This window comes from Sphingomonas sp. RS6, from assembly GCF_054489705.1.
Genome location: NZ_JBTMWM010000009.1, coordinates 122,183 through 146,241, shown reverse-complemented (window position 1 = coordinate 146,241; position 24,059 = coordinate 122,183). Strand labels below are relative to the sequence as shown.

The following is a 24,059-nucleotide window of genomic DNA, read 5'->3' as shown; positions in this document are numbered from 1 at the left end:
CGCAGGACCGTCAACGAGAAAATGAAACTTTCTGTCGTTTTCGTGACATCGGCCCGGAAAACGGCGGAAAACCGCGCTTTTTGACGGTCGATCTTTCCGCCGGAAATGACCGATTGATGACCATCCCCGCCGAATCAGCGGCGAATCTCGCCAGAATCAGCCCTGCATCCCCTGAATCGCGGCGAAGGCACGCACCGCTTCCGCCTCGTCGCCACCCCAAACCGCATGGCTGACCGCCACGAAGTCGGCGCCCGCTCGCACCAGCGGCGCGGCATTGGCGGGGGTGATTCCCCCGATCGCAACACACGGAATCTCGAACAGCGCCGACCACCAGGACAGAATCGCCGGATCCGGGCGATGCTTCGTCTCCTTGGTGCCGGTGGGATAGAAGGCGCCGAACGCGACATAGTCGGCGCCAGCCTCCCCCGCTTCCATCGCGAGATGGCGGCTGTCGTGGCAGGTCACGCCGATCTGGACATTGGGGCCGAGGATGCTGCGCGCATCGCGGGCGTCGCCATCCCCCTGCCCCAGATGCACGCCGTCGGCACCGAGCCGCTTGGCGAGGCTGATACTGTCATTGACGATGAAGGCGACATCGGCGTCGGCGCAGATGCGCTGGAGCGGCTCGGCAAGCTTGGCGGCCTGGTGCTGGTCGACATCCTTCACGCGGAACTGGAAGGCGGCGACCGGGCCGGCATCGAGCGCGCGGCGCAGGCGATCGGCGAACGTGCCGGTTACGTCGAGCGGCGAGATCAGGTAGAGCTGGCAGGGCGGGCGGCGATCGTCGCGGACGAACTGTTCGGCAAAGCCTTCGAGCTTCGCTTCGTCTTCGAGATCGTCGAACGGGTCGGACATTGGGTACTCCGCTGCTGAATGTCGGCGGAACGTTACCGCCTTTGTCGGCGGGCCTTCCACCCCCTGTCCGTTGGGGTCAAGCAGCGGCGGTTATGCGGCGGCGCCGTCCGGGCGAACCCGTCGGCGCCGCCGGGGCAGGTTTCAGGCCTCCTCGCCCTTGTAGATCGCTACCAGCTTGTCGAGCATCGCGAGCGCTTCGGCGCGCGGGCGCTGGAAGGTGTTGCGGCCGATGATCGAGCCGTTGCCGCCGCCGGCGAGAATGTCGCGCGCGTCCTGGTACACGGCGTCGGCCCCCTTGGCGGCGCCGCCCGAGAAGACGACGATGCGGCGGCCGGCGAAGCAGCTCTGCACGACATGGGCCACACGGTCGCTCTGCGCCGACCAGTCAGTGCCTTCGTAGAGCTTCTTGGCCTCGGGCTGCTCGACATGGTTGCTGGGCAGCTTGACCTTGATGATGTGCGCGCCGAGCAGCGCCGCCATGTGCGCGGCATAGGCGCCGACGTCGAGCGCCAGTTCGCCATCCTTGCTGAGCTTGCCGCCGCGCGGATAGGACCAGATCACCGTCGCGATGCCGACCGAGGCGGCCTGGGCACGCATCTCGCGGATTTCCTCCATCATCTCGAATACGCCGTCGGCGCCGGGATAGATGGTGAAGCCGATCGCCGAGCAGCCGAGACGCAGCGCATCGTCGACGCCGCTGGTCACCGCTTGGTCGATCCCGGTCGCCCAGCTGTTCGAGCTGTTGACCTTGAGGATCGTCGGGATCTGGCCGGCGAAGGTGTCGGCACCCGCCTCGATCATGCCGAGCGGCGCGGCATAGGCCGAGAGGCCGGCGTCGATCGCGAGCTGGAAATGATAATGGGGATCATAGGCATCGGGATTGACCGAGAAGCTGCGCGCCGGCCCATGTTCGAAGCCCTGGTCGACCGGCAGGATGATGAGCTTGCCGGTGCCGCCGAGCCGGCCCTGCATCAGGATGCGCGCGAGGTTCGCCTTCACGCCGGGATTGTCCGACCCGTAATTGTCGAGGATCGCTTTGACGGCCGGCGTGATGCCCATGATGTTCCCCTTGTTCGGTGATGACGAGGCGGTCCCTATCGCGGCCAAATCGCGCCGAAAAGTCTGACAACGCTGCCTAAATGCTGCGGAGCAAAACAATTTTCGCGGGTGCGTAACAGCTGCGATACCTGGCGGATGATTGGTCGCGCTTTGGTATTGCGGAGACGCGTCATTGACGCGCGTCGCTGCGGGACAGTAGCCTCGTCGCGGGGCAAAGGGGGGAAGGTCAATGTGGAATCGACGGCGCCTGTTGCAGGCGGGCGCGGCGTTGCTGGCGACGCCGGGCGCGGCCCTTGCGGCGAAAGGCCCGAAGATCGGCAGCCCGGCGCCGGAGGCCGAACTGACATTGCTCGACGGCAGCAAGGTGAAGCTGTCGGAGATGCGCGGCGATGTCGTCGTGTTCAACATCTGGGCGACGTGGTGCGTGCCGTGCCGCACCGAGCTGCCGCTGCTCGATCGCTATTATGCGATCCAGAAGGCGCACGGCCTGCGCGTCTATGCGCTGACCACCGAGGATTCGGTGCCGCTGTACAAGCTGAAGCCGCTGTTCGAGAAGCTGAGCATCCAGCCGACAAAGAAGATCAGAGGCCCCTATGGCATGATCGATAATGCGGTGCCGTCCAACTATGTGATCGATCGGGCCGGGGTGCTGCGCTACGCCAAGGCAGGCGCGTTCGATCTGGACGATCTCAATCGCGAACTGGTGCCGCTGCTGAAGGAAGCGCCGCCGGTTTGAGGGGCGACCCTTTTGCGGCTGGGGGACAATTGGATCGCCGTCCCCCTCACCCTTCCCACCGCCTTCGGCGGCGGGCCCCTTCCCTCTCCCACAAGGGGAGAGGGAAGACGAGGCGTTCAGCGCGCCAGTGCGGCGACGCCGGGGAGTTCCTTGCCTTCCATCCATTCGAGGAAGGCACCGCCTGCGGTCGATACGAAGCTGAAATCGCCCGAGACGCCGGCCTGGTTGAGCGCCGCCACCGTATCGCCGCCGCCGGCGACCGAGACGAGCTGGCCTTCCTTGGTGAGCGCCGCCGCGGTGCGGGCGAGCGATACCGTCGCCGCGTCGAACGGCGGGATTTCGAACGCGCCGAGCGGCCCGTTCCACACCAGCGTCTTGCAGGTCTTGAGCACGTCGGCGAGCGCCTCGGTCGCGGCCGGGCCGACATCGAGGATCATCTCGTCGGCGGCGACCTCGTGGACGTTGACGGTGCGCACCGGCGGATTGGCGCGGAATTCCTTCGCCACCACCACATCGTAGGGCAGGTGGACGGTGCAGCCCGCAGCGTCGGCGGCGTCGAGGATCTCCTCGGCGGTGCCGGTCAGGTCATGCTCGCACAGGCTCTTGCCGACATCGACCCCGCGCGCAGCGAGGAAGGTGTTGGCCATGCCGCCGCCGATGATCAGGTGATCGACCTTGGCGACGAGGTGCTTGAGCACGTCGAGCTTGGTCGAGACCTTGGCGCCGCCGACCACCGCCGCCACCGGATGCTCGGGGTTGCCCAGCGCCTTGTCGAGCGCGTCGAGTTCGGCTTCCATCTGGCGGCCGGCAAAGGCGGGCAGCTTGTGGGCGAGGCCCTCGGTCGAGGCATGCGCGCGGTGCGCGGCCGAGAACGCGTCGTTGACATAGAGGTCGCCGAGCGACGCGAAACGATCGATCACGGCCGGATCGTTCTTCTCTTCACCGCCGAAGAAGCGAGTATTCTCGAGGAGCGCGATGTCGCCATTGTTGAGCGTCGCGACCGAGGCGGCATCGCCTTCCCAATCGATATAGCGGACCGAGCGGCCGAGCACCTGTTCGAACGGCTTGACCACCTGCGCCAGCGAGGTTTCGGGGCTGGGATTACCCTTGGGCCGGCCGAAATGGGCGAGGACGAGCACCTTGGCGCCGCGATCGGCGAGTTCGGCGACGGTCTGAATCGCGGCGCGCAGGCGCGTATCGTCGCTCACCTTGCCGTCAGCCATCGGCACGTTGAGGTCCTCGCGGACCAGCACCCGCTTGCCGGTGATATCGCCCATATCGTCGAGCGTCTTGAAAGTGCGCGCCATGCTGAACCCCTCGCGTAATGAATTGCCTTGCGAGCAGCATCCGGAGGCGGAGCGCTCGCATCCTGCGCTTGTGCCATTGGCCGCCGTGCCGCCCCCGCCCCACCAGCGTCATCCGGCGGAAGCCGGGATCCATTGGCCTGGACGTCCTGGCTCCTGCCTCGCCCGAGGGGCGAATGGATCCCGGCTTTCGCCGGGATGACAGAAGAGGAGCTACCCAGCGACGCTACGGCCGCTTTGAGGATGGAGGGCGCTGCAGGCCGTGCAACCACCCTCCCCTCCGAGTGTAGAAATGTCCTCCCCGCCTGCGAGGAGGACGTTGGTATCAGAGCCCCGCCATCACGGTCGCGGTGTCGACCATGCGGTTCGAGAAGCCCCATTCATTGTCGTACCAGCTGACCACGCGGACCAGCTTGCCGTCGATCACGGCCGTTTCCAGGCTGTCGACGGTCGAGGAAGCCGGGGTGTGGACGATGTCGGCCGAGACGATCGGATCGGCAGTGTAGACCAGCACGCCCTTGAGCGGGCCGCTCTCCGACGCCGCCTTCAGCACCGCGTTGACTTCCTCGACCGAGGTATCGCGCTTCGGCTGGAAGGTCAGGTCGACGAGGCTGCCATCCGGCACCGGCACGCGGACGGCCGAACCGTCGAGCTTGCCCTTGAGCTCCGGCAGCACCTCGCCCACCGCGCGGGCGGCGCCCGTCGTGGTCGGGATGATCGACATCGCGGCAGCGCGTGCACGACGCAGATCCGGGTGGATCTGGTCGAGGATCTTCTGGTCGTTGGTATAGGCGTGGACCGTGGTCATCAGGCCGCGCTCGATGCCGATCGCGTCGTTGAGGACCTTGGCGACCGGCGCCAGGCAGTTGGTGGTGCACGACGCGTTCGAGACAATGGTGTGCTCGGCGGTCAGCTTGTCGTGGTTCACGCCGTAGACGACGGTGAGATCGACATTCTTGCCCGGGGCCGAGATCAGCACCTTCTTGGCGCCCGCATCGATGTGCTTCTGGGCGTCTTCGCGCTTGGTGAAGAAGCCGGTGCACTCCAGCACGATGTCGACGCCGTTCTCGGCGTGCGGCAGGTTGGCGGGATCGCGCTCGGCGGTCACCTTGATGCGCTTGCCGTCGACGACGATGTCGTTGCCGTCGGCCTCGACGGTGCCGGGATACTTGCCGTGGATGCTGTCGCGCGCGAACAGCCAGGCGTTCGACTTGGCGTCCGACAGGTCGTTGATCGTGACGAGCTCGAGGCCGCTTTCCGGGCGCTCGAGGATCGCGCGTGCCACCAGACGGCCGATACGTCCGAAACCGTTGATCGCAACCTTCGTCATGCCTGTTCTCCGTTCAGCTTGGCAAGGATCTGGGGCACGATGGCGCCCGCAGTGAGTCCGAAATGTTCGTAGAGCCGTAGATAGGGGCCCGAGGCGCCAAAGCTATCCACGCCGAGGCGCAAACCATCGGTACCGGTATAGCGCTCCCACCCGAAGGTGGTGCCCGCCTCGATCGACACCTTGAGCGCGTCCGCCGGCAGGATGTCGCGCTTGTACGCGGCGTCCTGCGCCTCGAAGCGCTCGAAGCAGGGGAACGAGACGACATCGGCGCCGATGCCCTGGGCTTCCAGCGCCTCGCGCACCCCGACGGCCACTTCCACTTCCGAGCCGGTGGCGAGCAGCACCACCTTGCGCGGCGCTTCCGCCTCCAGCAGCGCATAGGCACCGCGAGCCGAGCGGTTCTCGGCGGCTTCGGTGCGCAGCTGCGGCAGGTTCTGGCGGCTGAGCGCGATCAGCGAGGGACCGTCGCTCTTGGCGAGTGCGGCTTCCCACGCCTCGGCCGTCTCGACGACGTCGCACGGACGCCACACGTCGAGATTGGGGATGACGCGCAGGCTCATCAGGTGCTCGATCGGCTGATGGGTCGGGCCGTCCTCGCCCAGGCCGATCGAATCATGCGTCATCACATAGACGACGCGGGCATGCTGGAGGGCCGAGAGGCGGATCGCCGCGCGGGCATAGTCGGCGAAGACGAGGAAGGTGCCGCCATAGGGGATCACGCCCCCGTGCAGCGCCATGCCGTTCATCGCCGCGGCCATGCCGAATTCGCGGATGCCGTAGTTGAGGTAACGGCCGCCATAATTGGCGGCGTCGAGACGCTGGAGCCCCTTGGTCAGCGTGTTGTTCGAGCCGGTAAGATCCGCCGATCCGCCGATCGTCTCGTCGAGGATCGCGTTGACCGCCTCGAGCGCCAGTTCGGACGCCTTGCGCGTCGCGACCTTCTGCGGATTCGCGATCAGCTGCTGGATGTGCGGCTGGAGCAGGTTCGGCTGCACGTCGCCGCGGCGTTCCCAGCCGAGGCGATCGGGATGCGCGGCGAGCCGCTGCTTCCAGGCGGCGTGCGGCGCCGCGCCACGACTGCCGGCGGCAAGCCACGCATCGCGAATGTCGCCGGGGATCTCGAACGGGGCATGGTTCCAACCGAGCGCGGCGCGGGCGGCGGCGACTTCGTCCTTGCCGAGCGGCGAACCGTGGACCTTCGACGTGCCTTCCTTGTTGGGCGCGCCCTTGCCGATCACGGTGCGGCACTTGACCAGCACCGGCTTGTCGCTGGCGATTGCCTCGTCGAGCGCGCGGGTGATGTCCGCCTCGTCATGGCCGTCGCATTCGAGGACGTTCCAGCCGGTCGCGCGGTAGCGGGCGGGAATATCCTCGACCGACGAGAGCGAGACCGGGCCGTCGATGGTGATGTTGTTGTCGTCCCACAGCACGATCAGGCGGTTGAGCTTGAGGTGCCCGGCGATGCCGATCGCTTCGTGGTTGATGCCTTCCATCAGGCAGCCGTCGCCGGCGATCACCCAGGTGCGGTGATCGACCAGATCGCCGCCGAAGGTCGCGTTCAGGTGCCGCTCGGCGATCGCCATGCCCACCGCCATCGCCAGCCCCTGGCCGAGCGGACCCGTGGTGCATTCGACGCCCGGCAGCTCGAAATTCTCCGGGTGGCCAGCGCAGGGGCTGCCGATCTGGCGGAAATTCTTGATGTCCTCCAGCGTCGGGCGGGCATAGCCGGTCAGGTGCAGCAGCGAGTAGAGCAGCATCGAGCCGTGGCCGGCCGAGAGCACGAAGCGGTCGCGATCGGGCCAATAGGGATCGGCGGGATCGAACTTGAGATAGTTCTGGAACAGGACGGTCGCGACATCGGCCATGCCCATCGGCATGCCGGGGTGACCCGAATTGGCGGCCTCAACCGCGTCCATTGAGAGCGCGCGGATCGCGTTGGCACAATCGGTGAAGGATGCGGTCACGTCTGTTTCCCTGTTGATGCGCGCTCGCCTTTGGAAGCGCGCGGCGCCAACGTCAACCGCCCGCCGGAGCCGCGCCAGCGATGGACGGTGGGCGACGAGGGTTGCCGGTGGGTTCAGCCGTGCTATCGGCGGGACATGCCAGAAACCGACGACGATACGGGAACGGAAGCGAGAATCGAACAGGCGCTGGCGCGGATCGAAGCGGCGACGGCGGCGTGCGCCTATTCCGCCGCGCGGCTGGAGCGGCGGCACGCGCTGCTGCGCGAGCGGGTGGAGGCGGCGATCACCGCGCTCGACACGCTGATCGACGAGGAACCCGATGCCGGGCCGGACGCCGAGCCAGACGCCGGGGACCAGGACTGATGGCCGACATCACGCTGCATATCGCCGGGCGCGCCTATACCGTCGCCGCGCGCGAGGGCGAAGAACCGCATCTGCGCAAGCTGGAAGCGATGATCGAGACGCATGCCGAGACCGCGAAGCGGGCATCGGGCGGGCTCAATGCCGAACGCACGCTCGTCTATCTGGCGCTGATCCTGGCCGACCAGATCGACGAAATGGCGAACCGGCCGCCCGAGGGCGTTTCGACGCTGGTGCTCGAACGAATCGCCGATCGGCTCGAAGCGGTTGCGATGGCCCTTGAGGAACGCGTGCCGACCGCCTAGATAGGGAGTGGCGGGACTGCCCGGTGCGAGCCTTGGCAATTATCCCTGAGGCTATAATCTTCATCCATGGGAGCTGTCCCTGTGCAGATCCTGGTCTGCAACACATGGTTCCCACCTGACGTTCTGTGCGTCGGTGGATATTCGGGCAAACGGCCCATGGTGGTCCCGCCACGCGCATGATCCTAGACAAGCCAGCCTTGCGGGCCCGATTGCGGGCCGAGCGCGACCGGTTCTTCGCCGACAGCGAAGCCGCCGCGATCGCCGTCCCCGACGCCTATCTGGCGCGGCTGAAGCCGGGCATGGTCGTCGCCAGCTATCACCCGATCGGCAGCGAGGCCGATCCCGCGCCGCTCGCCGCGGCCGCGATCGAGCGTGGCTGCCGGCTCGCGCTGCCGCATGTGATCGACCGGGCGGCGCCGATCCGGTTCCTTGCCTGGGCACCGGGCGATGCGCTCGACGCCGGGCCTTATGGCCTGCGCCAGCCCGATGCGCAGGCGCCCGAACTGGCCCCCGACATCATCCTGACGCCGCTGGTGGGGTTCGACCGCCGGCTCAACCGACTCGGCCAGGGTGCGGGCCATTACGACCGCGCCTTTGCCCGGTTCGAATCGGCATGGCGCGTCGGCATCGCCTGGGCGGTGCAGGAAGTGCCGGCGATTCCCGCCGACATCTGGGACGTGCCGCTCCACGCCATCGTTACCGAGGATGGCATGATCTGCCACGACGAACGATGAACCCGAGCTGGCGCAAGCCCGCCGGGGCGCTTGCGATCGTCGCGCTGATCTGTGTCTGGGTGGTGATGATCGCCAGCTTCTCGACGGCGATCGGCGCGCTGCCGGTGCTCGTCCAGACGGTGATCTATGTCGCGGCGGGGATCGTGTGGATCCTGCCGCTCAAGCCGCTGCTCCGCTGGATGGAAACGGGGCGCTGGCGGGCATAGCGGCGCGATGCCGCCACGCCCGCGCGCGGGTTACATATAGACCATGCCGTAATAGCCATAGACGCGCTCGCCATATTCGCGGTCATAGCGGGGCTCGTCGCCGCGCGAATCGTAATTGGGCGCGCTTTCCAGCCGATCCTTATCGACATTGACGACATAGCCGCCCTGATCGGTGCTGTAGGTCAGCGCCTTCCAGGGCAAGGGGTAATAATTGCTGCCCAGGCCGAACAGGCCGCCGAACGACAGCACCGCATATTCGACCTGGCCCGATACCTTGTCGACCATGAACCGGGCGATCGAGCCGAGCTTCTCGCCATCATGATTGTAGACCGACGTGCCTTCCACCCGGTCGGACGCGATCAGGTCGTGCGTTTCGCGTGTCTGGGTATCCATCGCTTGCTCTCCTTCTGCCGATTGGGGATGGCGCCGTTTCCAGCGTCCGGACCATCAACGCATGGCGGCGGCGGATCGTTCGGCGGATCGGGAGAAAGAATCGGCGGCGGGGAGCCGTTACTCCCCTGCCCGGCTGCGCTCGCGGATCGCCTTGAACTCGGAACCCGGCTTCCAGTTGGGCCAGGCCGTGCCGTTCGCCAGCTGCGCGCCGATCGTGCCGACCAGATCGATGTCCTGCACAGCGCCGGCGAGGTTCCAGTCCGGCCCCCAGGCGTCGCAGGCCTGGTGGTAGCACTGGCCGGTATAGGCATCGATCCACGCCTGCCCCGCTGCCGTGCCGCCCTGCTTCAGGTCGGAGGCGCCGGCGATGCCCATCAGCAGCAGCGTCGGCACGCCGCGCTTAGCGAAGGAGAAATGATCGGCGCGGTAGAACAGACCCCGCTCCGGCAGGCCCTCCGGCGTCACCCGCCGCCCCTGCGTCGCGGCGACGCGGGCCATGTCGTCCTCCAGCGTGTTCTGGCCCTTGCCGACCAGAACGACATCGTTAGCCGGCCCCGCCGTCTGAAGGATGTCGATCGTCAGATTGGCGACGGTGGTGGCGAGCTGCACCACCGGGTGCGTCGCATAATATTCGGAGCCGAGCAGGCCGCGCTCCTCCGCCGTCCAGGCGGCGAACATCACGCTGCGCTTCGGTGCCGGCCCCGCCTTCAGGTTGCGGGCGATCTCCAGCAGGCCGGCGATGCCGAGCGCATCATCATTGGCGCCGGCGCGATAGATGCGGCCCTGCGCATCGGGCTTGCCCGCGCCGTAGGCGTCCCAATGCGCGCCGAACATCACCGTCTCGTCCGGCCATTCGCTGCCGCGAAGCCGGGCGAGCACATTGTAGCTGTCGACCTGTTCGTGCGCGACCGGCACGTCGGCGGTGAAGTGCACGCCTTCGAGCGGCACCGGGCGGAAATCGGGCTTGCGCGCCGCCACCCGCAGCCGCGCGAGATCCAGCCCCGCCGAAGCCAAAAGGCGAGTCGCCGCGTCGCCTGACAGCCAGCCCTGCAACGCGACGCTGGTAAGATCGGCAGGCCTGCGAACGATGTCGTAATTCTCGCCGCCGCTGCTGATGACGACGTTCCAGCCATAGCCGGCACCGGCCGTATCATGGACGATGAGCGCACCGATCGCGCCGCGCCGGGCCGCTTCCTCGAACTTGTAAGTCCAGCGGCCATAATAGGTCATGGTGCGGCCGCCGAACCGGCCGGCAACGGCATCGCCCTTTTCCGCCGCGAAATCGGGATCGTTGACGAGGAAGACCGCGACCTTCCCCTTCAGATCGACGCCCTTGAAATCGTCCCATTGGCGCTCCGGCGCATGGACGCCATAGCCGACGAACACCACCGGCGCGTTCGCGATTCTGGCGGCATCGTCCGGGCGAATCGTCGAGACGTAGAGGTCCTTTGCCTGCTCCACCTGCATCGGGCCGCGCGGCCCATCGAACTGCAGGGTGCGGGGCACGCCGAGCCGGGTGTGCAGCAGCGGCACCTTCTGCACCCACTGCCCATCCGGGCCGCCGGGCTCCAGCCCGAGCGATTCGAATCGGGCGATCAGATAGCCGAGCGTGCGATCCTCTCCACGGGTGCCGGGCGCCCGCCCCTCGAACGTGTCGGACGCGAGCGTACGGACGGTCTGTTCGAGTCGCGCGGGATCGGCAGCGACCTGGGCCGATGCGGGCGTGACAGCAGTGGTGGAGAGGAGAAGCGCAGCAATCGCCGGGATGCGGGAGGAGAAGTGAATCATCCCACCTGCCTAGAACAGATGAGGAGATGGGGCAAAACCCCTGCCCCGGCGCGATTTTCCGTCTCGAGGGGAAGAATGCGCCGCATGGCGCGAGTGACGGGGCTCGAACCCGCGACCTCCGGCGTGACAGGCCGGCGCTCTAACCAACTGAGCTACACCCGCTTGAAACCCAAGCGAGGAAATCTTGGACGGCCAATCGCCGCCGGATTCCATCTGGAGTCCCGCATGGCGAGTGGCGCGAGTGACGGGGCTCGAACCCGCGACCTCCGGCGTGACAGGCCGGCGCTCTAACCAACTGAGCTACACCCGCTTGAGCCAAGCGAGGAGGCGGGCACTAGCCTCGCCTTTTGGGGGTGTCAACCGGATTGATCGCGTCCCGCTCGACGATACCCCCGCGCTTCCGCCGGATCGCTGACCAAGGTGCCGTGTTCGAACAGGAAACCGGCGATGTCGGGCTTGCCCGCGGCATTGAGCACGGTCTGGATGATGATGAGCAGCGGCACCGCGAGCAGCGCCCCCGTCGTCCCCCACACCCAGCCCCAGAAGCTGAGCGAAATCAGGATCATGATCGGGTTGATCGTCAGCCGGTGGCCGACGATCAGCGGCGTGACGACATTCGCCTCGATCAGGTGCGCGGCGATCATGATCAGCGGCGGCGTCATCGCCCAGCCGATATCGGCGAAGCTCATCAACCCGCCGACCGCGAGCAGCACCGCCGCCACCACCGGGCCGATATAGGGGATGTAGTTGAGCAGCGCGACGATGCCGCCCCACATCAGCGGCGTCGGCATGCCGAGCATCCACAGCGCCCCCGCGACGATCAGCCCGAGCATGAAGTTGATCAGCGTGATCGTGCCGAGATAGGCCGAGGTATCGTCGACGACATCCTGGATTACCCGCGCCGTCGCCATCGCGCCGCCGAAGCTGGACCGGCTGGTGATCGCGCGGCGCCGCAGCCGCGTCCAGCCCGAGAGGAAGAAGTAGATGACGAGGATCGCGAAGAACATCTCGATCAGCGCCGAGGGCGCCGAGGTGGTGAACAGATCCATCAGCGACGTCGGCGGCTGCGCCGGGACCGCCACCGGCTGGCGAATCGGCTGCGACGCGAAATTGTTGAGCGTCTTGTTCACGAACCGCTCGAGGTTCGAATAGAAACGGATCACCGGCTCCAGATTGTGCTGGATCTGGGGAATGCTGTCCGGCAGCCGGCGGATCCATTGCCATGCCGGCACCACGATCGAGGCGAGCGCGATGTTCGCGGCGCTGAGGAACAGCAGCACGCAGACGAACGCCGCCAGCGGCGCCGGCAGCCGATGCCGTTCGAGCCATTCGAGCGCAGGCACCAGCGCGATCGCGATCACCAGCGAGGCGGTGAGCGGCAGGAAAAATCGCGACCCGGCCTGGAGCGCGAACGGCAAGGCAAGGATGAGGCCCATGCCGGCGATCAGCACCAGCGCGGCCATCAGCCGGTCGCGCCGCAGACTGGGCTGCGCCTCGACGGCTTCGTCCTCGGCGAGCCCGTCGTCCAGCGCTGCTTCGTCCGTTCCGCCGATCATGCCCGTCCGCTGATCCACCCGCACTCCCTTTCGCCAACATCCTAGGAGACGGCGTCTTTTGCGGCAATCATCGGCGCGCGCGCGGCGACGACGCGGCGCAATTGCGGCGGTGGCTGTTGCCCGCTAGCCTCACTTGATGGAACGCAGCCTGCTGGTGATCGATGAGGGGACCACGTCGACGCGGGCGATGCTGTTCGCGACCGACGGTCATTGTCTTGCCAGCCGATCCGCCGAACTGACGCAGCATTACCCCGCGCCCGGCCTGGTCGAGCACGATGCCGCCGAGATCTGGACGCGCACCCGCGACTGCACGGCAGCGATGATCGAGGCGGCGGGCGGCGCGGATCGAATCGCGGCGATCGGCATCACCAACCAGCGCGAGACGGTGGTGTTCTGGGACAAGGCGAGCGGCGAACCGCTTGCCCCCGCGATCGTCTGGCAGGACCGGCGCAGCGCCGCGCTGTGCCGCACATGGCGCGAGGCGGGCGAGGAACCCGGCATCCAGGCGCGCACCGGCCTGCTGCTTGATCCCTATTTCTCCGGCACCAAGATCGCCTGGGCGATGGACCATTGGCCGCAGTTGCGCGAGGCCGGCGATCGGCTGGCGATCGGCACGGTCGAAAGCTGGCTGGTGTGGAAGCTGACCGGTGGGCTGCACATCACCGATGCCACCAATGCGTCGCGCACGCTGCTGATGGGGCTGGGCAGCGGCGCGTGGAGCGACGGCCTGATCGACCAGTTCGGCGCACCGCGCGGCGCGCTGGCCGAGATCGTCGATTGCGCGGGTCAATTTGGCGAAACCAGGCTGTTCGGCGGCGCGATCCCGATCTGCGGCATGGCCGGCGACCAGCAGGCAGCGACGATCGGCCAGGCCTGTCTCGCCCCCGGCGACACCAAGGCGACCTATGGCACCGGCGCGTTCGTGCTGACGAATGCCGGCACGCTCCAGCCGCGATCGAAGCATCGACTGCTGTCGACCGTGTTGTGGCAGCTCGGGGGGCGACGCACCTACGCGCTGGAGGGATCGGTGTTCGTCGCGGGCAGCCTGATCCAGTGGCTGCGCGATTCGCTGGGGCTGATCGGATCGGCGCAGGAAACCGAGGCGCTGGCGCGTTCGGTGGCGGACAATGGCGGCGTTTATTGCGTGCCGGCGCTGAGCGGCCTGGGCGCCCCGTGGTGGGAGCCGGAGGCGCGCGCCGCGCTGTCGGGCCTGAGCTTCGCGGCGACCCGCGCGCACATCGTCCGCGCCGCGCTGGAGGCGATGGCGCACCAGAGCCATGACCTGAAGACCGCCTTTGCCGCCGATGGGGCCGATTGGTCGCGGCTGCGGATCGACGGCGGCATGGTGACCAACGACTGGATCGCGCAGGATCTGGCCGACATGCTGGTGCTGACCGTCGAGCGCCCCGACTTTGCCGAGACGACCGCGCTGGGTGCGGCGATGCTGGCGGGGGTCGGTTGCGGGCTGTTCGACGATCTGGAGGCGGCAAGCGCAATGCGCGGCGCGGCGCGCAGCTTCGAGCCCGCGATCGACACGGCCGATCGCGCGACGCGGCTCGAAGGCTGGGACCGGGCCGTCAAGGCCGTGCTGGGGCAAGCCGCGACCGGCTGATTCAGGCCGGCGCCACCTGCCAATAGGTCGCATAGCGTTCGTGCGCGACGCGGTGATAGGGGATCAGCCGCACCGCCTGCCCGCCATCGGCGGCGATGGTGAAGCTGAGCGGCTCCGCGCCAGGCCGGATCCGGCCAACCAGCGCCGCCGGATCGCCCGACAGCGTCGGCGGCGAAAAGGGCGTGTCGTTATAACGGCCATAGAGGCGTTCGTTCACGACGATGTCGCTGCCGGGCGCGAGCCCGTCGCGACCGAATACGCCGGCGAGCACGAGCGGGCCGTGAGTGAAAGCGACGATTGCGGGGGCCGCAGGCGCGTGTTCGGCCCGCGTCTCCATCACCAGTTGCAGTTCGACGCGGTCACCGTCGCGCCAGATGCGCTTCAGGTCGACATAACTGCCCGGCATTTGCGAGCGCGCGACAACCGCACCGTTGACCAGCACGGTTGCGGTGCGGCTCCAGCCGGGATGACGCAGCTTCAGCGTCAGTTCGGCCGGCCGCGCCAGCGACCAGCGCAGCGTCGTCGACGGCGTCTCGGGAAAGCGCGTTTCCTGCACCAGAGTCGCGCCCTGCTCCTTCCATGTCACCGACGAGGGAACGAACAGGTTCACATAGAGCGTGCGATCGGCATGGAAGTAGATCGAATCGCGATATTTGACGTGATTTTCCATGCCGGTGCCGGTGCAGCACCAGAACGAATCCTCGGGCGTGTGATACAGCTTCATGTAGCCGGGGCGAGCGCCCTGGAAATAGGTCGCCATGCCGCTGTCCGGATCCTGCGACGCGAGGATGCCGTTGTAGAGCGTCCGTTCGTAGTAATCGGCATAAGCGGACTGCGGATCGTGGAGGAACAGCGAACGGGTGAGCTTCAGCATGTTGTGCTGGCAGCATGTTTCCGACCCCTTGGCCGAAAAGACATGATCGGCGAACGCGGCCATCGGGAAGAAATGCTCGTTGTCGCCATGCCCGCCGGTCGCGAACGAACGGGTGAGCGCCACCGTCCGCCAGAAAAAGGCAGCGGCGTCGCGATAGCGGGCATCGCCGGTCACCTCGTAGACTCGGTGGAAGCCGACGATCTTCGGCACCTGCGTATTGGCGTGGAGCCCGTCGAGATAGTCGCGGCCATCGGCGAGCGGCGACAGGATCGCCTTGTGCGAAAAGCGCTCTGCCATAGTGCGGTAATCGGCGTTGCCGGTCATCAGATACAGGTCAGCGAACACCTCGTTCATGCCGCCATGTTCGGTGCCGAGCATCGCCTCGAACTGTGCATCGGAGAGCGGGCGGGTAGCGACCACCGCCCAGTCGGCCAGTCGCAGCAGCACGGCGTGCGCCGTCTCGCTGCCCGCCAGCGTGGCGGCATCGCGCAGCCCCGCAAACACCTTGTGCAGCGTGTACCACGGCACGCCGGTGATCTTTTCTCCGCGCAGATGGGCTGCGACCAGCGCCGGCCCCTTCGGGAAGGCGCAGACTAGGCCGCTGCCAGACGCCTGCTGACATTCGGCGAGTTCGCGGGCGATATGATCGATCCGTTCGCGGAAACGGGCATCGCCGGTCGAACGCCAGGCGAGCGCACAGGCCGACAGATAATGGCCGAGCGTATGGCCGTGGCAATTGATATCGGCCCAGGTCGGCGCCGATTCCCAGCCGCCATAGACCGGCGCGCGCGGCGGCAATCCAGCGTTGACGCGGAAATTGTGCAGCATGCGATCGGGTTGCAACGCAAGCAGATAGGCCTCGGTCTTGCGTTGCGCGTGGAGAAACGGGCTCTCGCCGAGCGTCACGTCCGCGAGATCGAAGGGCGCAAGAACCGCCGGCACAGCGGGATCGAGCGACGCGGTTGCGGCGGGCGCCGCCAGGACGTTGATCGCGCCGGTGCCGGCGACCAGTGCGCCACTCCCCGCCCCGGCGAGGAAATGCCGGCGCGAATGGCCGAAACAGCAATTTTCCGTGGTCACCTGCATCCTCATCTCGTTTTTATGTCGGACAAATAGGTAGCAGAGCCATCCGTCCGTGGAAAGACGGCCGGGACGAGTATGTTGGCGCTTCCTTCGCCCGCCGGCATCTGCTTTGTCTGGCAGATAAAGAAGGGGCCGCCGGCGAGCGGCCATGCGGCAAGGAGACGCCATGTTCGACGATCAGCGCCCCGATGAGACCAACCTTCCCGTCCTTTCCCGCCGGCGACTGATCGGCGCGGCGGCGATCGGCTCCACGGCGGCCGCGATCGGCGCGCCGGCCATCGCCCGGGCCTCAGCCGCGGCCGAGCGCCAGACCAGCATCCCGATCGAGTTCGTCTATGAGGCGATCGTCACGCTCGGCCCCGCCGAACAGGTCGGCGCCACGCCCTATGGCAAGCGCGTCCGCATTCCGATCACCGGCGGCACTTTCGCCGGGCCGCGAATCAGCGGGACGATCCTGCCCGAGGGGATGGACTGGCAGCTGATCCGCGCCGACGGATCGGTGACGCTCGAGGCCAGCTATCTGATGCGCGAGAAGGACGGCACGCTGATCCAGATCACCAATCGCGGCGTCGCGTTCGACAACCATGTCCGCGCGACGCCGGTGTTCGAAGCGCCGCTGGGGCCGCATCAGTGGCTCAACCAGTCGGTGTTCACCGCCACTGTCGGCCCTGCCGAGGAGGCGAAACAGCCCGCGGTGCGGATCACCGTCTATCGGATGGGCTGACCGGCGATCAGGCGCCTTCGGGCCAGTAGAGCCGCATCGGATTGGCGACGAGCAGCTTGTGCTGCAACGCTTCGGTCGGCGCGATGCGGGGGATGACGTCCACCAGCGCGCCGTCGTCGGGCAGCACGCTTTCCATATTGGGGTGCGGCCAATCGGTGCCCCACAGCACGCGATCGGGATAATCCTCGACCAGCGGGCGCACCGCGCGGACGAAATCGGCATAGGGCGGCCCGGCGGGATCGAGGCGATCGGCGCACGTCACCTTGGTCCAGATGTCAGGCCGGCTGTCGAGCAGCGCGCGGAAGGCGGTCATGTCGGCGCCGTCCGGCCCCTGGTTCACATCGGGGCGGCCCATATGATCGATCACGACAGGCACGGGGATCGCATCGATGAACGGGCGCAGCTCGGCGAGGATGTCGGCTTCGAAATAGATCACGACATGCCAGCCGAGCCGCGCGATCCGGCCCGCGACGTCGAGGAAGCGGTCCTTCGGCGCGTCGTCGACCAGCCGCTTGAGGAAATTGAAGCGGACGCCGCGGATGCCGCCGGCGTGGAGCGCGTCGAGTTCGTCATCGCCGATCGCCGGATCGACCACCGCGACGCCGCGCGCCATGCCGTTCGATCGCGCGATCGCGTTCAGCGTTGCTGCATTGTCGGTGCCGTGGCAGCTCGCCTGGACGATCACGTTGCGCGCAAAGCCGAGCCGGTCGCGCAACGCGAACAGCATGTCCGGGCCGGCGTCCTGCGGCAGGTACTTCGCCTTGGGGCTGAACGGGAAATCGGCCATCGGGCCGAACACATGGCAATGCGCGTCGACCGCGCCCGGCGGCGGCGTGTAGCGCGGCTTCGATGGTGTGAGCGTCCAGCTGCGGACGCGACCCTCGACGTCGGTGGTCATGCGAATATCTCTCCGTCCATCAGCTTGCGCGCGGTACGCAGCATAGCGGCGCTGGTGACCGCGCCGCTCTCGTCCAGTTCCATCACGCAGGTCGTCTCGCCGGTCGGATGCTCGACCGACAGCGTCTTGCGCTGCCCTTCGGGGATTACGGCGACCTCGGCGGCGGGGGTGCCAGGCAGCAAACAGGCGGTGGCGACGCTGACCGCGCCGAGCACCCCGATCGAGGCATGGGCGCGGTGCGGGATGAAGCTGCGCACCGTCACCGCGCCGCCGTTTCGGGGGCGCGCGACGAGCATCATCTTCGGCACCGATTTCTCGCGGACATCGCCCAGGTTCATCCGTTCGCCGACCGCCAGCCGGATCGCCTCGATCCGGGCCTTGAGCCCGGTGTTACCGTCCAGTGTCTCGCGATCCTCATAGCCGGTGATGCCGACATCTTCCGCCTTCATCACCACGCAGGGCATGCCATTGTCGATCAGCGTGACCGCCACGCCTTCCACCACATCGACGGCGTTGCCGCTGGGCAGCAGCGCGCCGCACGAGGAGCCGGCGGTGTCGCGGAATTCGAGGGCGATCGCCGCGGCGGTGCCGGGCACGCCGTCGATCCGCGCATCGCCGTCATAGCGCACGCGGGCGCCCGGCGTCTGCACGGTGGCGACGGCGATCTGGCCGGTATTCTCCATGAAGATGGTGACGCGGGTTTCGCCGTCCGCTGCCGCCACCAGCCCGCGCTCGATCGCGAAGGGGCCGATGCCGGCAAGGATATTGCCGCAATTCTGCGCGTCGGAGACGATCGCCTGATCGACGAATACCTGAAGGAACAGATAATCGACATCGACGCCGTCGCGCGCCGACTTGCGCACCACCGCGACCTTGCTGGTCAGCGGATCGGCGCCGCCCATCCCGTCGATCTGGCGCGGATCGGGCGAGCCCATGATGCGCAGCAGAAAGGCGTCGCGGGCGGCGGTGTCGGCGGGCAGATCGGCGGCGAGGAAATAGCCGCCCTTCGACGTGCCGCCGCGCATCCACATCACGCGAGCGGAGGCGGGATCAGACATATTTCAGCCCCATCGCTTCGAGCTTCGGGCGCATGTCGTAGATGTCGAGACCGAGTTCGCCGGCCGCGAGCCGCTTGCGCTTGGCTTCCTCGACCGCCTCGCGCGCCTGCGCCTTTTCGAGCACGGCCGCCGCATTGGCACGCGGGACGATGCAGACGCCGTCGTCATCGGCGATCACCACGTCGCCCGGATTGACCAGCGCATTGGCACAGACCACCGGCACGTTGACCGAGCCGAGCGTCGCCTTGATCGTGCCCTGCGCATGAACCGCCTTCGACCAGACCGGGAAGCCCATCTCGGTCAGATCGCGCACGTCGCGCACGCCGGCATCGATCACCAGCCCGCGACAGCCGCGCGCCATCGCGCTGGTGGCGAGCAGATCGCCGAAATAGCCGTCGGTGCACGGGCTGGTCGGCGCCAGCACGAGGATATCGCCCGGCTGGAGCTGCTCGATCGCGACATGCACCATCCAGTTGTCGCCCGGCGGTGCGGAAATGGTGACGGCGCTGCCCGCGATCCGCGCGCCGGCGTAGATCGGGCGCATGTGCGGCGCGAGCAGGCCAGTGCGGCCCTGCGCTTCGTGCACCGTGGCGACGCCGGCATGGGCAAGGCCGTCGATCACTGCGAGATCGGCGCGTTCGATGTTCTGGACGACGATGCCGGACATGGCTGCTCCTCTCATGGTTGATGGCCGGGTGCGCGCATGGGCGCGGCGGGGCCAATCCGAATGATGGCATGGCCATTAGTTTTTGCTAATCCTTGTCCGTGCAAGTCAACCAGCTCAATATCCGCCACCTCGCCGCCATGGCCGCAGTGGTGCGGCTCGGCAGCATCAGCCGCGCGGCCGATGCGGTGCATCTCACCCAACCTGCGGTGACGCAGGGCATCGCCAAGCTTGAGACGCAGCTGGGCCTGACGCTGTTCGAACGCCGCGCCGCCGGCATGGCACCGACCCCGGCCGCGCTGCGCCTGTTGCCGCGCGTCGAGGCGGCGCTGCGGCTGATCGGCAGCAACCGGGTGACGGCGGCGCAGCTGCGCGCGTTCGTCGCGCTGGCGCAGCAGGGCAGTTATCCGGCGGCGGCGCACGCGGCGGGGGTGACGGTGTCGTCGCTGCACCGCGCAGTCGGCGATCTCGGACTGGCGCTGGGGCAAAGGCTGGTCGATCGGCGCGGGCGCGGGCTGGTGCTCACCCATCAGGGGGTGCAGGTGGCGCGGCGGCTGCGGCTGGCGCTGGCCGAACTGCGCGCTGGGGCGGAGGATCTGGGCGAGTTGCTCGGCCGCACCTCGGGCCGCATCTCGATCGGGGCGATGCCGCTGTCACGCGCGCGGCTGCTGCCGCATGCGATCACGGCCTTTCGCCCCGCCTTTCCAGGCATCGACATCCTGATCCACGAAGGCGCGCATGGCGAACTGGTCGGGCCGCTGCGCGATGGCGAGATCGACCTGATGATCGGCGCGCTGCGCGATCCGGAAACGATCGGCCCCGATCTGGTGCAGTTGCGGCTGTTCGACGACAGGCCGACGATTTTTGGCCGCGCCGGCCATCCGCTGGTCGAGGAAACGGATCGGCTGGCGGCGCTGCACCGCTTTGGCTGGATCGTCCCGCCCGAAGGCACGCCGCTACGCACCTTGTGGCGCAATCTTTTCGCCGCCATCGGCGGGCCGCTGCCGCCGGTGCCGATCGAATGCGGATCGGTCATCACGATCCGCGAGCTGCTCCGGACGGGGGACGAGCTGACGCTGCTTTCGGTCGACCAGCTCGCTGTCGAACTAGGCGCCGGCATGGTCGTCGACCTCGGCCCCGCGCCGGGCAGCGTCACCCGCACGATCGGCGTCACTCACCGCGCCGACTGGCGGCCGACGCGAGCGCAATCGGGGTTCCTGGCGACGCTGCAGGCAGCGGCGACAAAGCTCTATACGTAAAAACTTATAGCGGGCAGACGGATTCGATTGGCCGCCGCCGCCCCGCTCGGCCATGCCGCCGCCCATGACAGACACGATCGCCATGATCGGCTTTGGAGAGGCTGGCGCGACCTTCGCCCGTGCGGGCGGCTGGGAAGCGAGCGCGCGGGTGTTCGACCGCAAGACCGATACCGACGATGCCGCCGCGATGCGCGACCGCTATGCCGACGCCGGCGTCGAGGGTGCCGCGACGCTGGCCGCGGCGCTGGCCGGGCGACCGCTGGTCCTCTCGCTCGTCACCGCCGACCAGGCGCTCGCCGCCGCCGAGGCCGCCGCGCCGCATCTCGCGTCGGGCGCACTCTATTGCGACGGCAACAGCGTCGCGCCCCAGACCAAGCAGGCCGCCGCGCGCACGATCGAGGCGGCAGGCGGGCATTATGTCGATCTCGCGATCCTGTCCCCTGTCGATCCGGCCCGGCTTGCCGCGCCGCTGCTGGTGAGCGGCGCGCGGGCAGAAGCGGCGGCGGCGATGCTGGCGGCGCTCGGATTCCAGAATATCAGCACCGCCGGCGATGCCGTCGGCCGTGCTTCGTCGATCAAGATGATCCGTTCGGTGATGGTCAAGGGGATCGAGGCGCTGACCGCCGAGTGCCTGCTGGCTGCCGAGACGGCGGGGGTGCGCGATGCCGTGCTCGCCTCGCTCGACGCCAGCGAGCGCGCCCGCCCCTGGGAAGCGCGTGCCGACTATAATCTCGACCGCATGATGATCCACGGGCTGCGCCGCGCGGCCGAAATGGAGGAAGTGATCAAGACGCTGGAGGCGCTGGGCACCGGCGCCGAGATGACCCGCGGCACCGTTGCCCGTCAGCGCGCGATCGGCGCACTCGGACTCGGCACGCCGCCCGACGGGCTTGCCCCCAAGCTCGCCGCGATCGAGGAGAGGATTTCACGCGCATGACGATGATCATCGACTGCCACGGCCATTATACCGTGCTGCCCAAGGGGCACGATGCCTGGCGCGAGGCGCAGAAGGCCGCGTTCAAGGCCGGCGAGACGCCCCCGCCCTATCCGCACATCACCGACGACGAGATCCGCGAGACGATCGAGGCCAACCAGCTGCGCCTCATCAAGGAGCGCGGCGCCGACCTGACGATCTTTTCGCCGCGCGCATCGGCGATGGCGCCGCATGTCGGCGACGAAGCGATGGCCACGGAATGGGCACGCCGATGCAACGACCTGATCGGGCGCGTCGTCGGTCTCTACCCAGAAACCTTTGTCGGCGTGTGCATGCTGCCGCAGAGCCCGAAGGCGGATATGCAGGGCTCGATCGAGGAACTCGAGCGCTGCGTCACCGAGCTCGGCTTTATCGGCTGCAACCTCAATCCCGATCCGGGCGGCGGCCATTTCACCCATCCGCCGCTGACCGACCGTTACTGGTATCCGTTCTACGAGAAGATGGTCGAGCTGGACGTGCCGGCGATGATCCACGTCTCGGGCAGCTGCAACCCGGCGATGCACGCGACCGGCGGCTATTATCTCGCCGCCGACACCGTGGCGTTCATGCAGCTGCTGGAAGGCGACCTGTTCGCCGATTTCCCGACGCTGCGCTTCATCATTCCGCATGGCGGCGGCGCCGTGCCCTATCATTGGGGACGCTATCGCGGGCTGGCGGACATGTTGAAGAAACCGTCGCTCGACACGCATCTGATGAACAACATCTTCTTCGACACCTGTGTCTATCATCAGCCGGGGATCAACCTGCTGGCCGATGTGATCGACAACAAGAACATCCTGTTCGGCAGCGAGATGGTGGGCGCGGTGCGCGGTATCGATCCGACCACCGGGCATTATTTCGACGACACCAAGCGCTATATCGACGCGCTGCCAATCAGCGGCGCCGAGCGCCACGCGATCTTCGAGGGCAATGCCCGCCGCGTGTTCCCGCGGCTCGACGCCAGGCTGAAGGAGAGAGGGCTGTGACCGACCACAAGGATATTCACGCCTATCTGGCGGAATTCGACGATATCCCCGGCACGCGCGTGTTCACCGCCAGGCGCGCGCGCGCGGGCTATCACATGAACCAGTTCGCGATGAGCCTGATGAAGGCCGAGAATCGCGAGCGGTTCAAGGCGGACGAACGCGCCTATCTCGACGAATGGCCGCTGAGCGAAGAGGCGAAGCAGGCGCTGCTCGCCCGCGATTACAACAAATGCCTCGATCTGGGCGGCAACGTCTATTTCCTCGCCAAGCTCTTCTCGACCGACGGCATCCCCTTTGCCGAGGCGGTCAGCACGATGACCGACATGAGCTTCCCCGAATATCGCGAGATGATGATGCGCGGCGGCCGTTCGCCGGAGGGCCTCCGCTCGATTAAGGCCAACGCCGCCGCCGAAGGCGCCGGCGACAAGGAAGGACGCTGAACATGGCACGGATTACCGCAGGTATCGCATCCAGCCATGTGCCGCTGCTCGGCGTGGCCGTCGATCAGGGCAAGGATCGCGACGCCTATTTCGGCCCGATCTTCGCCGGTTACGACTGGACGCGGGAATGGGAAAAGTCGGAAAAGCCCGACGTCGTCATCCTGGTCTATAACGACCATGCCTCGGCCTTCGACATGAAGGTGATCCCCACCTTCGCGATCGGTTGTGGCGAGCGCTACAAATCGGCCGATGAAGGCTGGGGACCACGCCCGGTGCCCGATGTCGAGGGACACCCGGACCTTGCCTGGCACATTGCCCAGAGCCTGATCCTCGACGAATTCGACATGACCGTCATCAACGAGATGGATGTCGATCACGGGCTGACCGTGCCGCTGTCGATGATGTTCGGCACGCCCCAAGCCTGGCCGGTGAAGGTGGTGCCGCTGGCGGTGAACGTCGTCACCTATCCCCCGCCCTCGGGCAATCGCTGCTGGGCGCTGGGCGAGGCGATCGCGCGCGCCGTGGCGAGCTTCCCCGAGGATCTGAACGTCCAGATCTGGGGGACCGGCGGCATGAGCCACCAGCTTCAGGGGCCGCGCGCGGGGCTGATCAATCGCGAATGGGACAACATGTTCCTCGACGGGCTGATCGGCGAGAGCGATCACCTGCGCCGTATCCCGCACATCGACTATCTGCGCGAAACGGGCAGCGAGGGCATCGAGATGGTGATGTGGCTCATCATGCGCGGCGCGCTGGGCAAGCGCACCGCCGCGCTGCACCGCCATTATCACGTCCCCTGTTCGAACACCGCGATCGGCCATCTCGTCCTGCGCCCCGACAATGGCGAAGGGCTCGACATGACCGGCAGCGGCTTTGCCGAAGCAGCCGAATAAACGGA

The 24,059-nt window shown here is 67.3% G+C and carries 24 protein-coding genes, 2 tRNA genes and 1 other RNA gene; 13 read left to right on the top strand and 14 right to left on the bottom strand.

Going from position 1 to position 24,059, the window contains the following annotated elements:
- Nucleotides 1-156: 156 nt before the first annotated feature.
- Together thiE and ACX40Y_RS15325 are read right to left on the bottom strand one after the other, a co-directional pair.
- Nucleotides 157-855, bottom strand: a complete 699-nt coding sequence (gene thiE / locus ACX40Y_RS15330) for a thiamine phosphate synthase (RefSeq protein ID WP_459120434.1) — start codon at nucleotides 853-855, stop codon at nucleotides 157-159.
- A 141-nt stretch (nucleotides 856-996) separates the two neighbouring features.
- A complete protein-coding gene (locus tag ACX40Y_RS15325; RefSeq protein WP_459120433.1) occupies nucleotides 997-1,914 on the bottom strand; it encodes a class I fructose-bisphosphate aldolase in 918 nt (305 codons plus the stop codon).
- A gap of 229 nt (nucleotides 1,915-2,143) precedes the next feature.
- Here ACX40Y_RS15325 and ACX40Y_RS15320 point away from each other — a divergent pair, with 229 nt between their 5' ends.
- A complete protein-coding gene (locus ACX40Y_RS15320) occupies nucleotides 2,144-2,650 on the top strand; it encodes a TlpA family protein disulfide reductase (RefSeq protein ID WP_459120432.1) in 507 nt (168 codons plus the stop codon).
- A 116-nt stretch (nucleotides 2,651-2,766) separates the two neighbouring features.
- Here ACX40Y_RS15320 and ACX40Y_RS15315 read toward each other — a convergent pair whose 3' ends face one another.
- From ACX40Y_RS15315 to tkt, 3 genes are all read right to left on the bottom strand, one after another.
- The gene (locus tag ACX40Y_RS15315) at nucleotides 2,767-3,957 is read right to left on the bottom strand and encodes a phosphoglycerate kinase (protein WP_459120431.1); all 1,191 of its coding nucleotides are present in this window, start codon (nucleotides 3,955-3,957) and stop codon (nucleotides 2,767-2,769) included.
- Nucleotides 3,958-4,279: 322 nt separating this feature from the next.
- Complete coding sequence (gap, locus tag ACX40Y_RS15310) at nucleotides 4,280-5,284, bottom strand: type I glyceraldehyde-3-phosphate dehydrogenase (RefSeq protein ID WP_459120430.1); 1,005 nt, start codon at nucleotides 5,282-5,284, stop codon at nucleotides 4,280-4,282.
- Nucleotides 5,281-7,248, bottom strand: a complete 1,968-nt coding sequence (gene tkt, locus ACX40Y_RS15305; RefSeq protein ID WP_459120429.1) for a transketolase — start codon at nucleotides 7,246-7,248, stop codon at nucleotides 5,281-5,283. The genes gap and tkt overlap by 4 nt, the downstream gene beginning before the upstream one ends.
- A gap of 135 nt (nucleotides 7,249-7,383) precedes the next feature.
- Between tkt and ACX40Y_RS15300 the strand changes: the two genes are divergently transcribed.
- From ACX40Y_RS15300 to ACX40Y_RS15280, 5 genes are all read left to right on the top strand, one after another.
- Nucleotides 7,384-7,611: a hypothetical protein gene (locus ACX40Y_RS15300; protein ID WP_459120428.1), complete on the top strand. Its 228-nt coding sequence runs from the start codon at nucleotides 7,384-7,386 to the stop codon at nucleotides 7,609-7,611.
- Nucleotides 7,611-7,913, top strand: a complete 303-nt coding sequence (locus tag ACX40Y_RS15295) for a cell division protein ZapA (protein ID WP_459120427.1) — start codon at nucleotides 7,611-7,613, stop codon at nucleotides 7,911-7,913. The genes ACX40Y_RS15300 and ACX40Y_RS15295 overlap by 1 nt, the downstream gene beginning before the upstream one ends.
- 10 nt (nucleotides 7,914-7,923) lie before the next feature.
- Nucleotides 7,924-8,083: non-coding RNA, 6S RNA (gene ssrS, locus ACX40Y_RS15290), on the top strand.
- Between the two features lie 6 nt (nucleotides 8,084-8,089).
- Entirely contained in the window at nucleotides 8,090-8,647 is a 558-nt protein-coding gene (locus ACX40Y_RS15285; RefSeq protein WP_459120426.1) for a 5-formyltetrahydrofolate cyclo-ligase, read from the top strand.
- Nucleotides 8,644-8,853, top strand: coding sequence for a DUF2842 domain-containing protein (locus ACX40Y_RS15280; RefSeq protein ID WP_459120425.1), 210 nt, complete (start codon nucleotides 8,644-8,646; stop codon nucleotides 8,851-8,853). Before ACX40Y_RS15285 ends, ACX40Y_RS15280 begins: the two co-directional genes overlap by 4 nt.
- 30 nt (nucleotides 8,854-8,883) lie before the next feature.
- Here ACX40Y_RS15280 and ACX40Y_RS15275 read toward each other — a convergent pair whose 3' ends face one another.
- From ACX40Y_RS15275 to ACX40Y_RS15255, 5 genes are all read right to left on the bottom strand, one after another.
- Nucleotides 8,884-9,246, bottom strand: coding sequence for a PRC-barrel domain-containing protein (locus ACX40Y_RS15275; RefSeq protein WP_459120424.1), 363 nt, complete (start codon nucleotides 9,244-9,246; stop codon nucleotides 8,884-8,886).
- Between the two features lie 117 nt (nucleotides 9,247-9,363).
- Nucleotides 9,364-11,034: a M28 family metallopeptidase gene (locus ACX40Y_RS15270; RefSeq protein WP_459120423.1), complete on the bottom strand. Its 1,671-nt coding sequence runs from the start codon at nucleotides 11,032-11,034 to the stop codon at nucleotides 9,364-9,366.
- Between the two features lie 85 nt (nucleotides 11,035-11,119).
- A tRNA-Asp gene (locus ACX40Y_RS15265) sits at nucleotides 11,120-11,196 on the bottom strand.
- 71 nt (nucleotides 11,197-11,267) lie between these two features.
- A tRNA-Asp gene (locus tag ACX40Y_RS15260) sits at nucleotides 11,268-11,344 on the bottom strand.
- A gap of 46 nt (nucleotides 11,345-11,390) precedes the next feature.
- Nucleotides 11,391-12,590, bottom strand: a complete 1,200-nt coding sequence (locus ACX40Y_RS15255; protein WP_459120438.1) for an AI-2E family transporter — start codon at nucleotides 12,588-12,590, stop codon at nucleotides 11,391-11,393.
- A gap of 136 nt (nucleotides 12,591-12,726) precedes the next feature.
- On the opposite strand from ACX40Y_RS15255, the gene ACX40Y_RS15250 reads away from it, so the two are divergent.
- Nucleotides 12,727-14,202, top strand: a complete 1,476-nt coding sequence (locus ACX40Y_RS15250; protein ID WP_459120422.1) for an FGGY family carbohydrate kinase — start codon at nucleotides 12,727-12,729, stop codon at nucleotides 14,200-14,202.
- A gap of 1 nt (nucleotide 14,203) precedes the next feature.
- Here the strand turns inward: ACX40Y_RS15250 and ACX40Y_RS15245 are convergent, their stop codons facing one another.
- Nucleotides 14,204-16,156: a glycoside hydrolase family 127 protein gene (locus ACX40Y_RS15245; RefSeq protein WP_459120421.1), complete on the bottom strand. Its 1,953-nt coding sequence runs from the start codon at nucleotides 16,154-16,156 to the stop codon at nucleotides 14,204-14,206.
- Between the two features lie 169 nt (nucleotides 16,157-16,325).
- On the opposite strand from ACX40Y_RS15245, the gene ACX40Y_RS15240 reads away from it, so the two are divergent.
- Entirely contained in the window at nucleotides 16,326-16,883 is a 558-nt protein-coding gene (locus ACX40Y_RS15240; protein WP_459120420.1) for a DUF3237 domain-containing protein, read from the top strand.
- Between the two features lie 7 nt (nucleotides 16,884-16,890).
- Here ACX40Y_RS15240 and ACX40Y_RS15235 read toward each other — a convergent pair whose 3' ends face one another.
- Genes ACX40Y_RS15235 through ligK form a run of 3 tightly spaced genes read right to left on the bottom strand, consistent with a single transcriptional unit; the run spans nucleotide 16,891 to nucleotide 19,506 of the window.
- Nucleotides 16,891-17,781: an amidohydrolase family protein gene (locus tag ACX40Y_RS15235; RefSeq protein ID WP_459120419.1), complete on the bottom strand. Its 891-nt coding sequence runs from the start codon at nucleotides 17,779-17,781 to the stop codon at nucleotides 16,891-16,893.
- Nucleotides 17,778-18,839: a 4-oxalomesaconate tautomerase gene (locus ACX40Y_RS15230; protein ID WP_459120418.1), complete on the bottom strand. Its 1,062-nt coding sequence runs from the start codon at nucleotides 18,837-18,839 to the stop codon at nucleotides 17,778-17,780. The genes ACX40Y_RS15235 and ACX40Y_RS15230 overlap by 4 nt, the downstream gene beginning before the upstream one ends.
- Nucleotides 18,832-19,506 (bottom strand): 4-carboxy-4-hydroxy-2-oxoadipate aldolase/oxaloacetate decarboxylase, encoded by a 675-nt coding sequence (ligK, locus tag ACX40Y_RS15225; protein ID WP_459120417.1) that lies wholly within the window; start codon nucleotides 19,504-19,506, stop codon nucleotides 18,832-18,834. The genes ACX40Y_RS15230 and ligK overlap by 8 nt, the downstream gene beginning before the upstream one ends.
- A 98-nt stretch (nucleotides 19,507-19,604) precedes the next feature.
- Between ligK and ACX40Y_RS15220 the strand changes: the two genes are divergently transcribed.
- From ACX40Y_RS15220 to ACX40Y_RS15200, 5 genes are all read left to right on the top strand, one after another.
- Nucleotides 19,605-20,762 (top strand): LysR family transcriptional regulator, encoded by a 1,158-nt coding sequence (locus ACX40Y_RS15220; RefSeq protein WP_459120416.1) that lies wholly within the window; start codon nucleotides 19,605-19,607, stop codon nucleotides 20,760-20,762.
- A 64-nt stretch (nucleotides 20,763-20,826) separates the two neighbouring features.
- On the top strand, nucleotides 20,827-21,699 hold the full coding sequence (locus tag ACX40Y_RS15215) for a DUF1932 domain-containing protein (protein WP_459120415.1): 873 nt from the start codon (nucleotides 20,827-20,829) through the stop codon (nucleotides 21,697-21,699).
- Nucleotides 21,696-22,721, top strand: coding sequence for an amidohydrolase family protein (locus tag ACX40Y_RS15210; protein ID WP_459120414.1), 1,026 nt, complete (start codon nucleotides 21,696-21,698; stop codon nucleotides 22,719-22,721). Before ACX40Y_RS15215 ends, ACX40Y_RS15210 begins: the two co-directional genes overlap by 4 nt.
- Nucleotides 22,718-23,161, top strand: coding sequence for a protocatechuate 4,5-dioxygenase subunit alpha (gene ligA, locus ACX40Y_RS15205; protein WP_459120413.1), 444 nt, complete (start codon nucleotides 22,718-22,720; stop codon nucleotides 23,159-23,161). Before ACX40Y_RS15210 ends, ligA begins: the two co-directional genes overlap by 4 nt.
- A 2-nt stretch (nucleotides 23,162-23,163) precedes the next feature.
- Nucleotides 23,164-24,054, top strand: coding sequence for a class III extradiol dioxygenase subunit beta (locus ACX40Y_RS15200; RefSeq protein WP_459120412.1), 891 nt, complete (start codon nucleotides 23,164-23,166; stop codon nucleotides 24,052-24,054).
- Nucleotides 24,055-24,059: the final 5 nt, after the last annotated feature.

Coding starts and splice junctions, on each gene's coding strand:
- thiE (WP_459120434.1), bottom strand. CDS start 855: ATGTCCGACCCGTTCGACGATCTCGAAGACGAAGCGAAGCTCGAAGGC.
- ACX40Y_RS15325 (WP_459120433.1), bottom strand. CDS start 1,914: ATGGGCATCACGCCGGCCGTCAAAGCGATCCTCGACAATTACGGGTCG.
- ACX40Y_RS15320 (WP_459120432.1), top strand. CDS start 2,144: ATGTGGAATCGACGGCGCCTGTTGCAGGCGGGCGCGGCGTTGCTGGCG.
- ACX40Y_RS15315 (WP_459120431.1), bottom strand. CDS start 3,957: ATGGCGCGCACTTTCAAGACGCTCGACGATATGGGCGATATCACCGGC.
- gap (WP_459120430.1), bottom strand. CDS start 5,284: ATGACGAAGGTTGCGATCAACGGTTTCGGACGTATCGGCCGTCTGGTG.
- ACX40Y_RS15300 (WP_459120428.1), top strand. CDS start 7,384: ATGCCAGAAACCGACGACGATACGGGAACGGAAGCGAGAATCGAACAG.
- ACX40Y_RS15295 (WP_459120427.1), top strand. CDS start 7,611: ATGGCCGACATCACGCTGCATATCGCCGGGCGCGCCTATACCGTCGCC.
- ACX40Y_RS15285 (WP_459120426.1), top strand. CDS start 8,090: ATGATCCTAGACAAGCCAGCCTTGCGGGCCCGATTGCGGGCCGAGCGC.
- ACX40Y_RS15280 (WP_459120425.1), top strand. CDS start 8,644: ATGAACCCGAGCTGGCGCAAGCCCGCCGGGGCGCTTGCGATCGTCGCG.
- ACX40Y_RS15275 (WP_459120424.1), bottom strand. CDS start 9,246: ATGGATACCCAGACACGCGAAACGCACGACCTGATCGCGTCCGACCGG.
- ACX40Y_RS15270 (WP_459120423.1), bottom strand. CDS start 11,034: ATGATTCACTTCTCCTCCCGCATCCCGGCGATTGCTGCGCTTCTCCTC.
- ACX40Y_RS15255 (WP_459120438.1), bottom strand. CDS start 12,590: ATGATCGGCGGAACGGACGAAGCAGCGCTGGACGACGGGCTCGCCGAG.
- ACX40Y_RS15250 (WP_459120422.1), top strand. CDS start 12,727: ATGGAACGCAGCCTGCTGGTGATCGATGAGGGGACCACGTCGACGCGG.
- ACX40Y_RS15240 (WP_459120420.1), top strand. CDS start 16,326: ATGTTCGACGATCAGCGCCCCGATGAGACCAACCTTCCCGTCCTTTCC.
- ACX40Y_RS15235 (WP_459120419.1), bottom strand. CDS start 17,781: ATGACCACCGACGTCGAGGGTCGCGTCCGCAGCTGGACGCTCACACCA.
- ACX40Y_RS15230 (WP_459120418.1), bottom strand. CDS start 18,839: ATGTCTGATCCCGCCTCCGCTCGCGTGATGTGGATGCGCGGCGGCACG.
- ligK (WP_459120417.1), bottom strand. CDS start 19,506: ATGTCCGGCATCGTCGTCCAGAACATCGAACGCGCCGATCTCGCAGTG.
- ACX40Y_RS15215 (WP_459120415.1), top strand. CDS start 20,827: ATGACAGACACGATCGCCATGATCGGCTTTGGAGAGGCTGGCGCGACC.
- ACX40Y_RS15210 (WP_459120414.1), top strand. CDS start 21,696: ATGACGATGATCATCGACTGCCACGGCCATTATACCGTGCTGCCCAAG.
- ACX40Y_RS15200 (WP_459120412.1), top strand. CDS start 23,164: ATGGCACGGATTACCGCAGGTATCGCATCCAGCCATGTGCCGCTGCTC.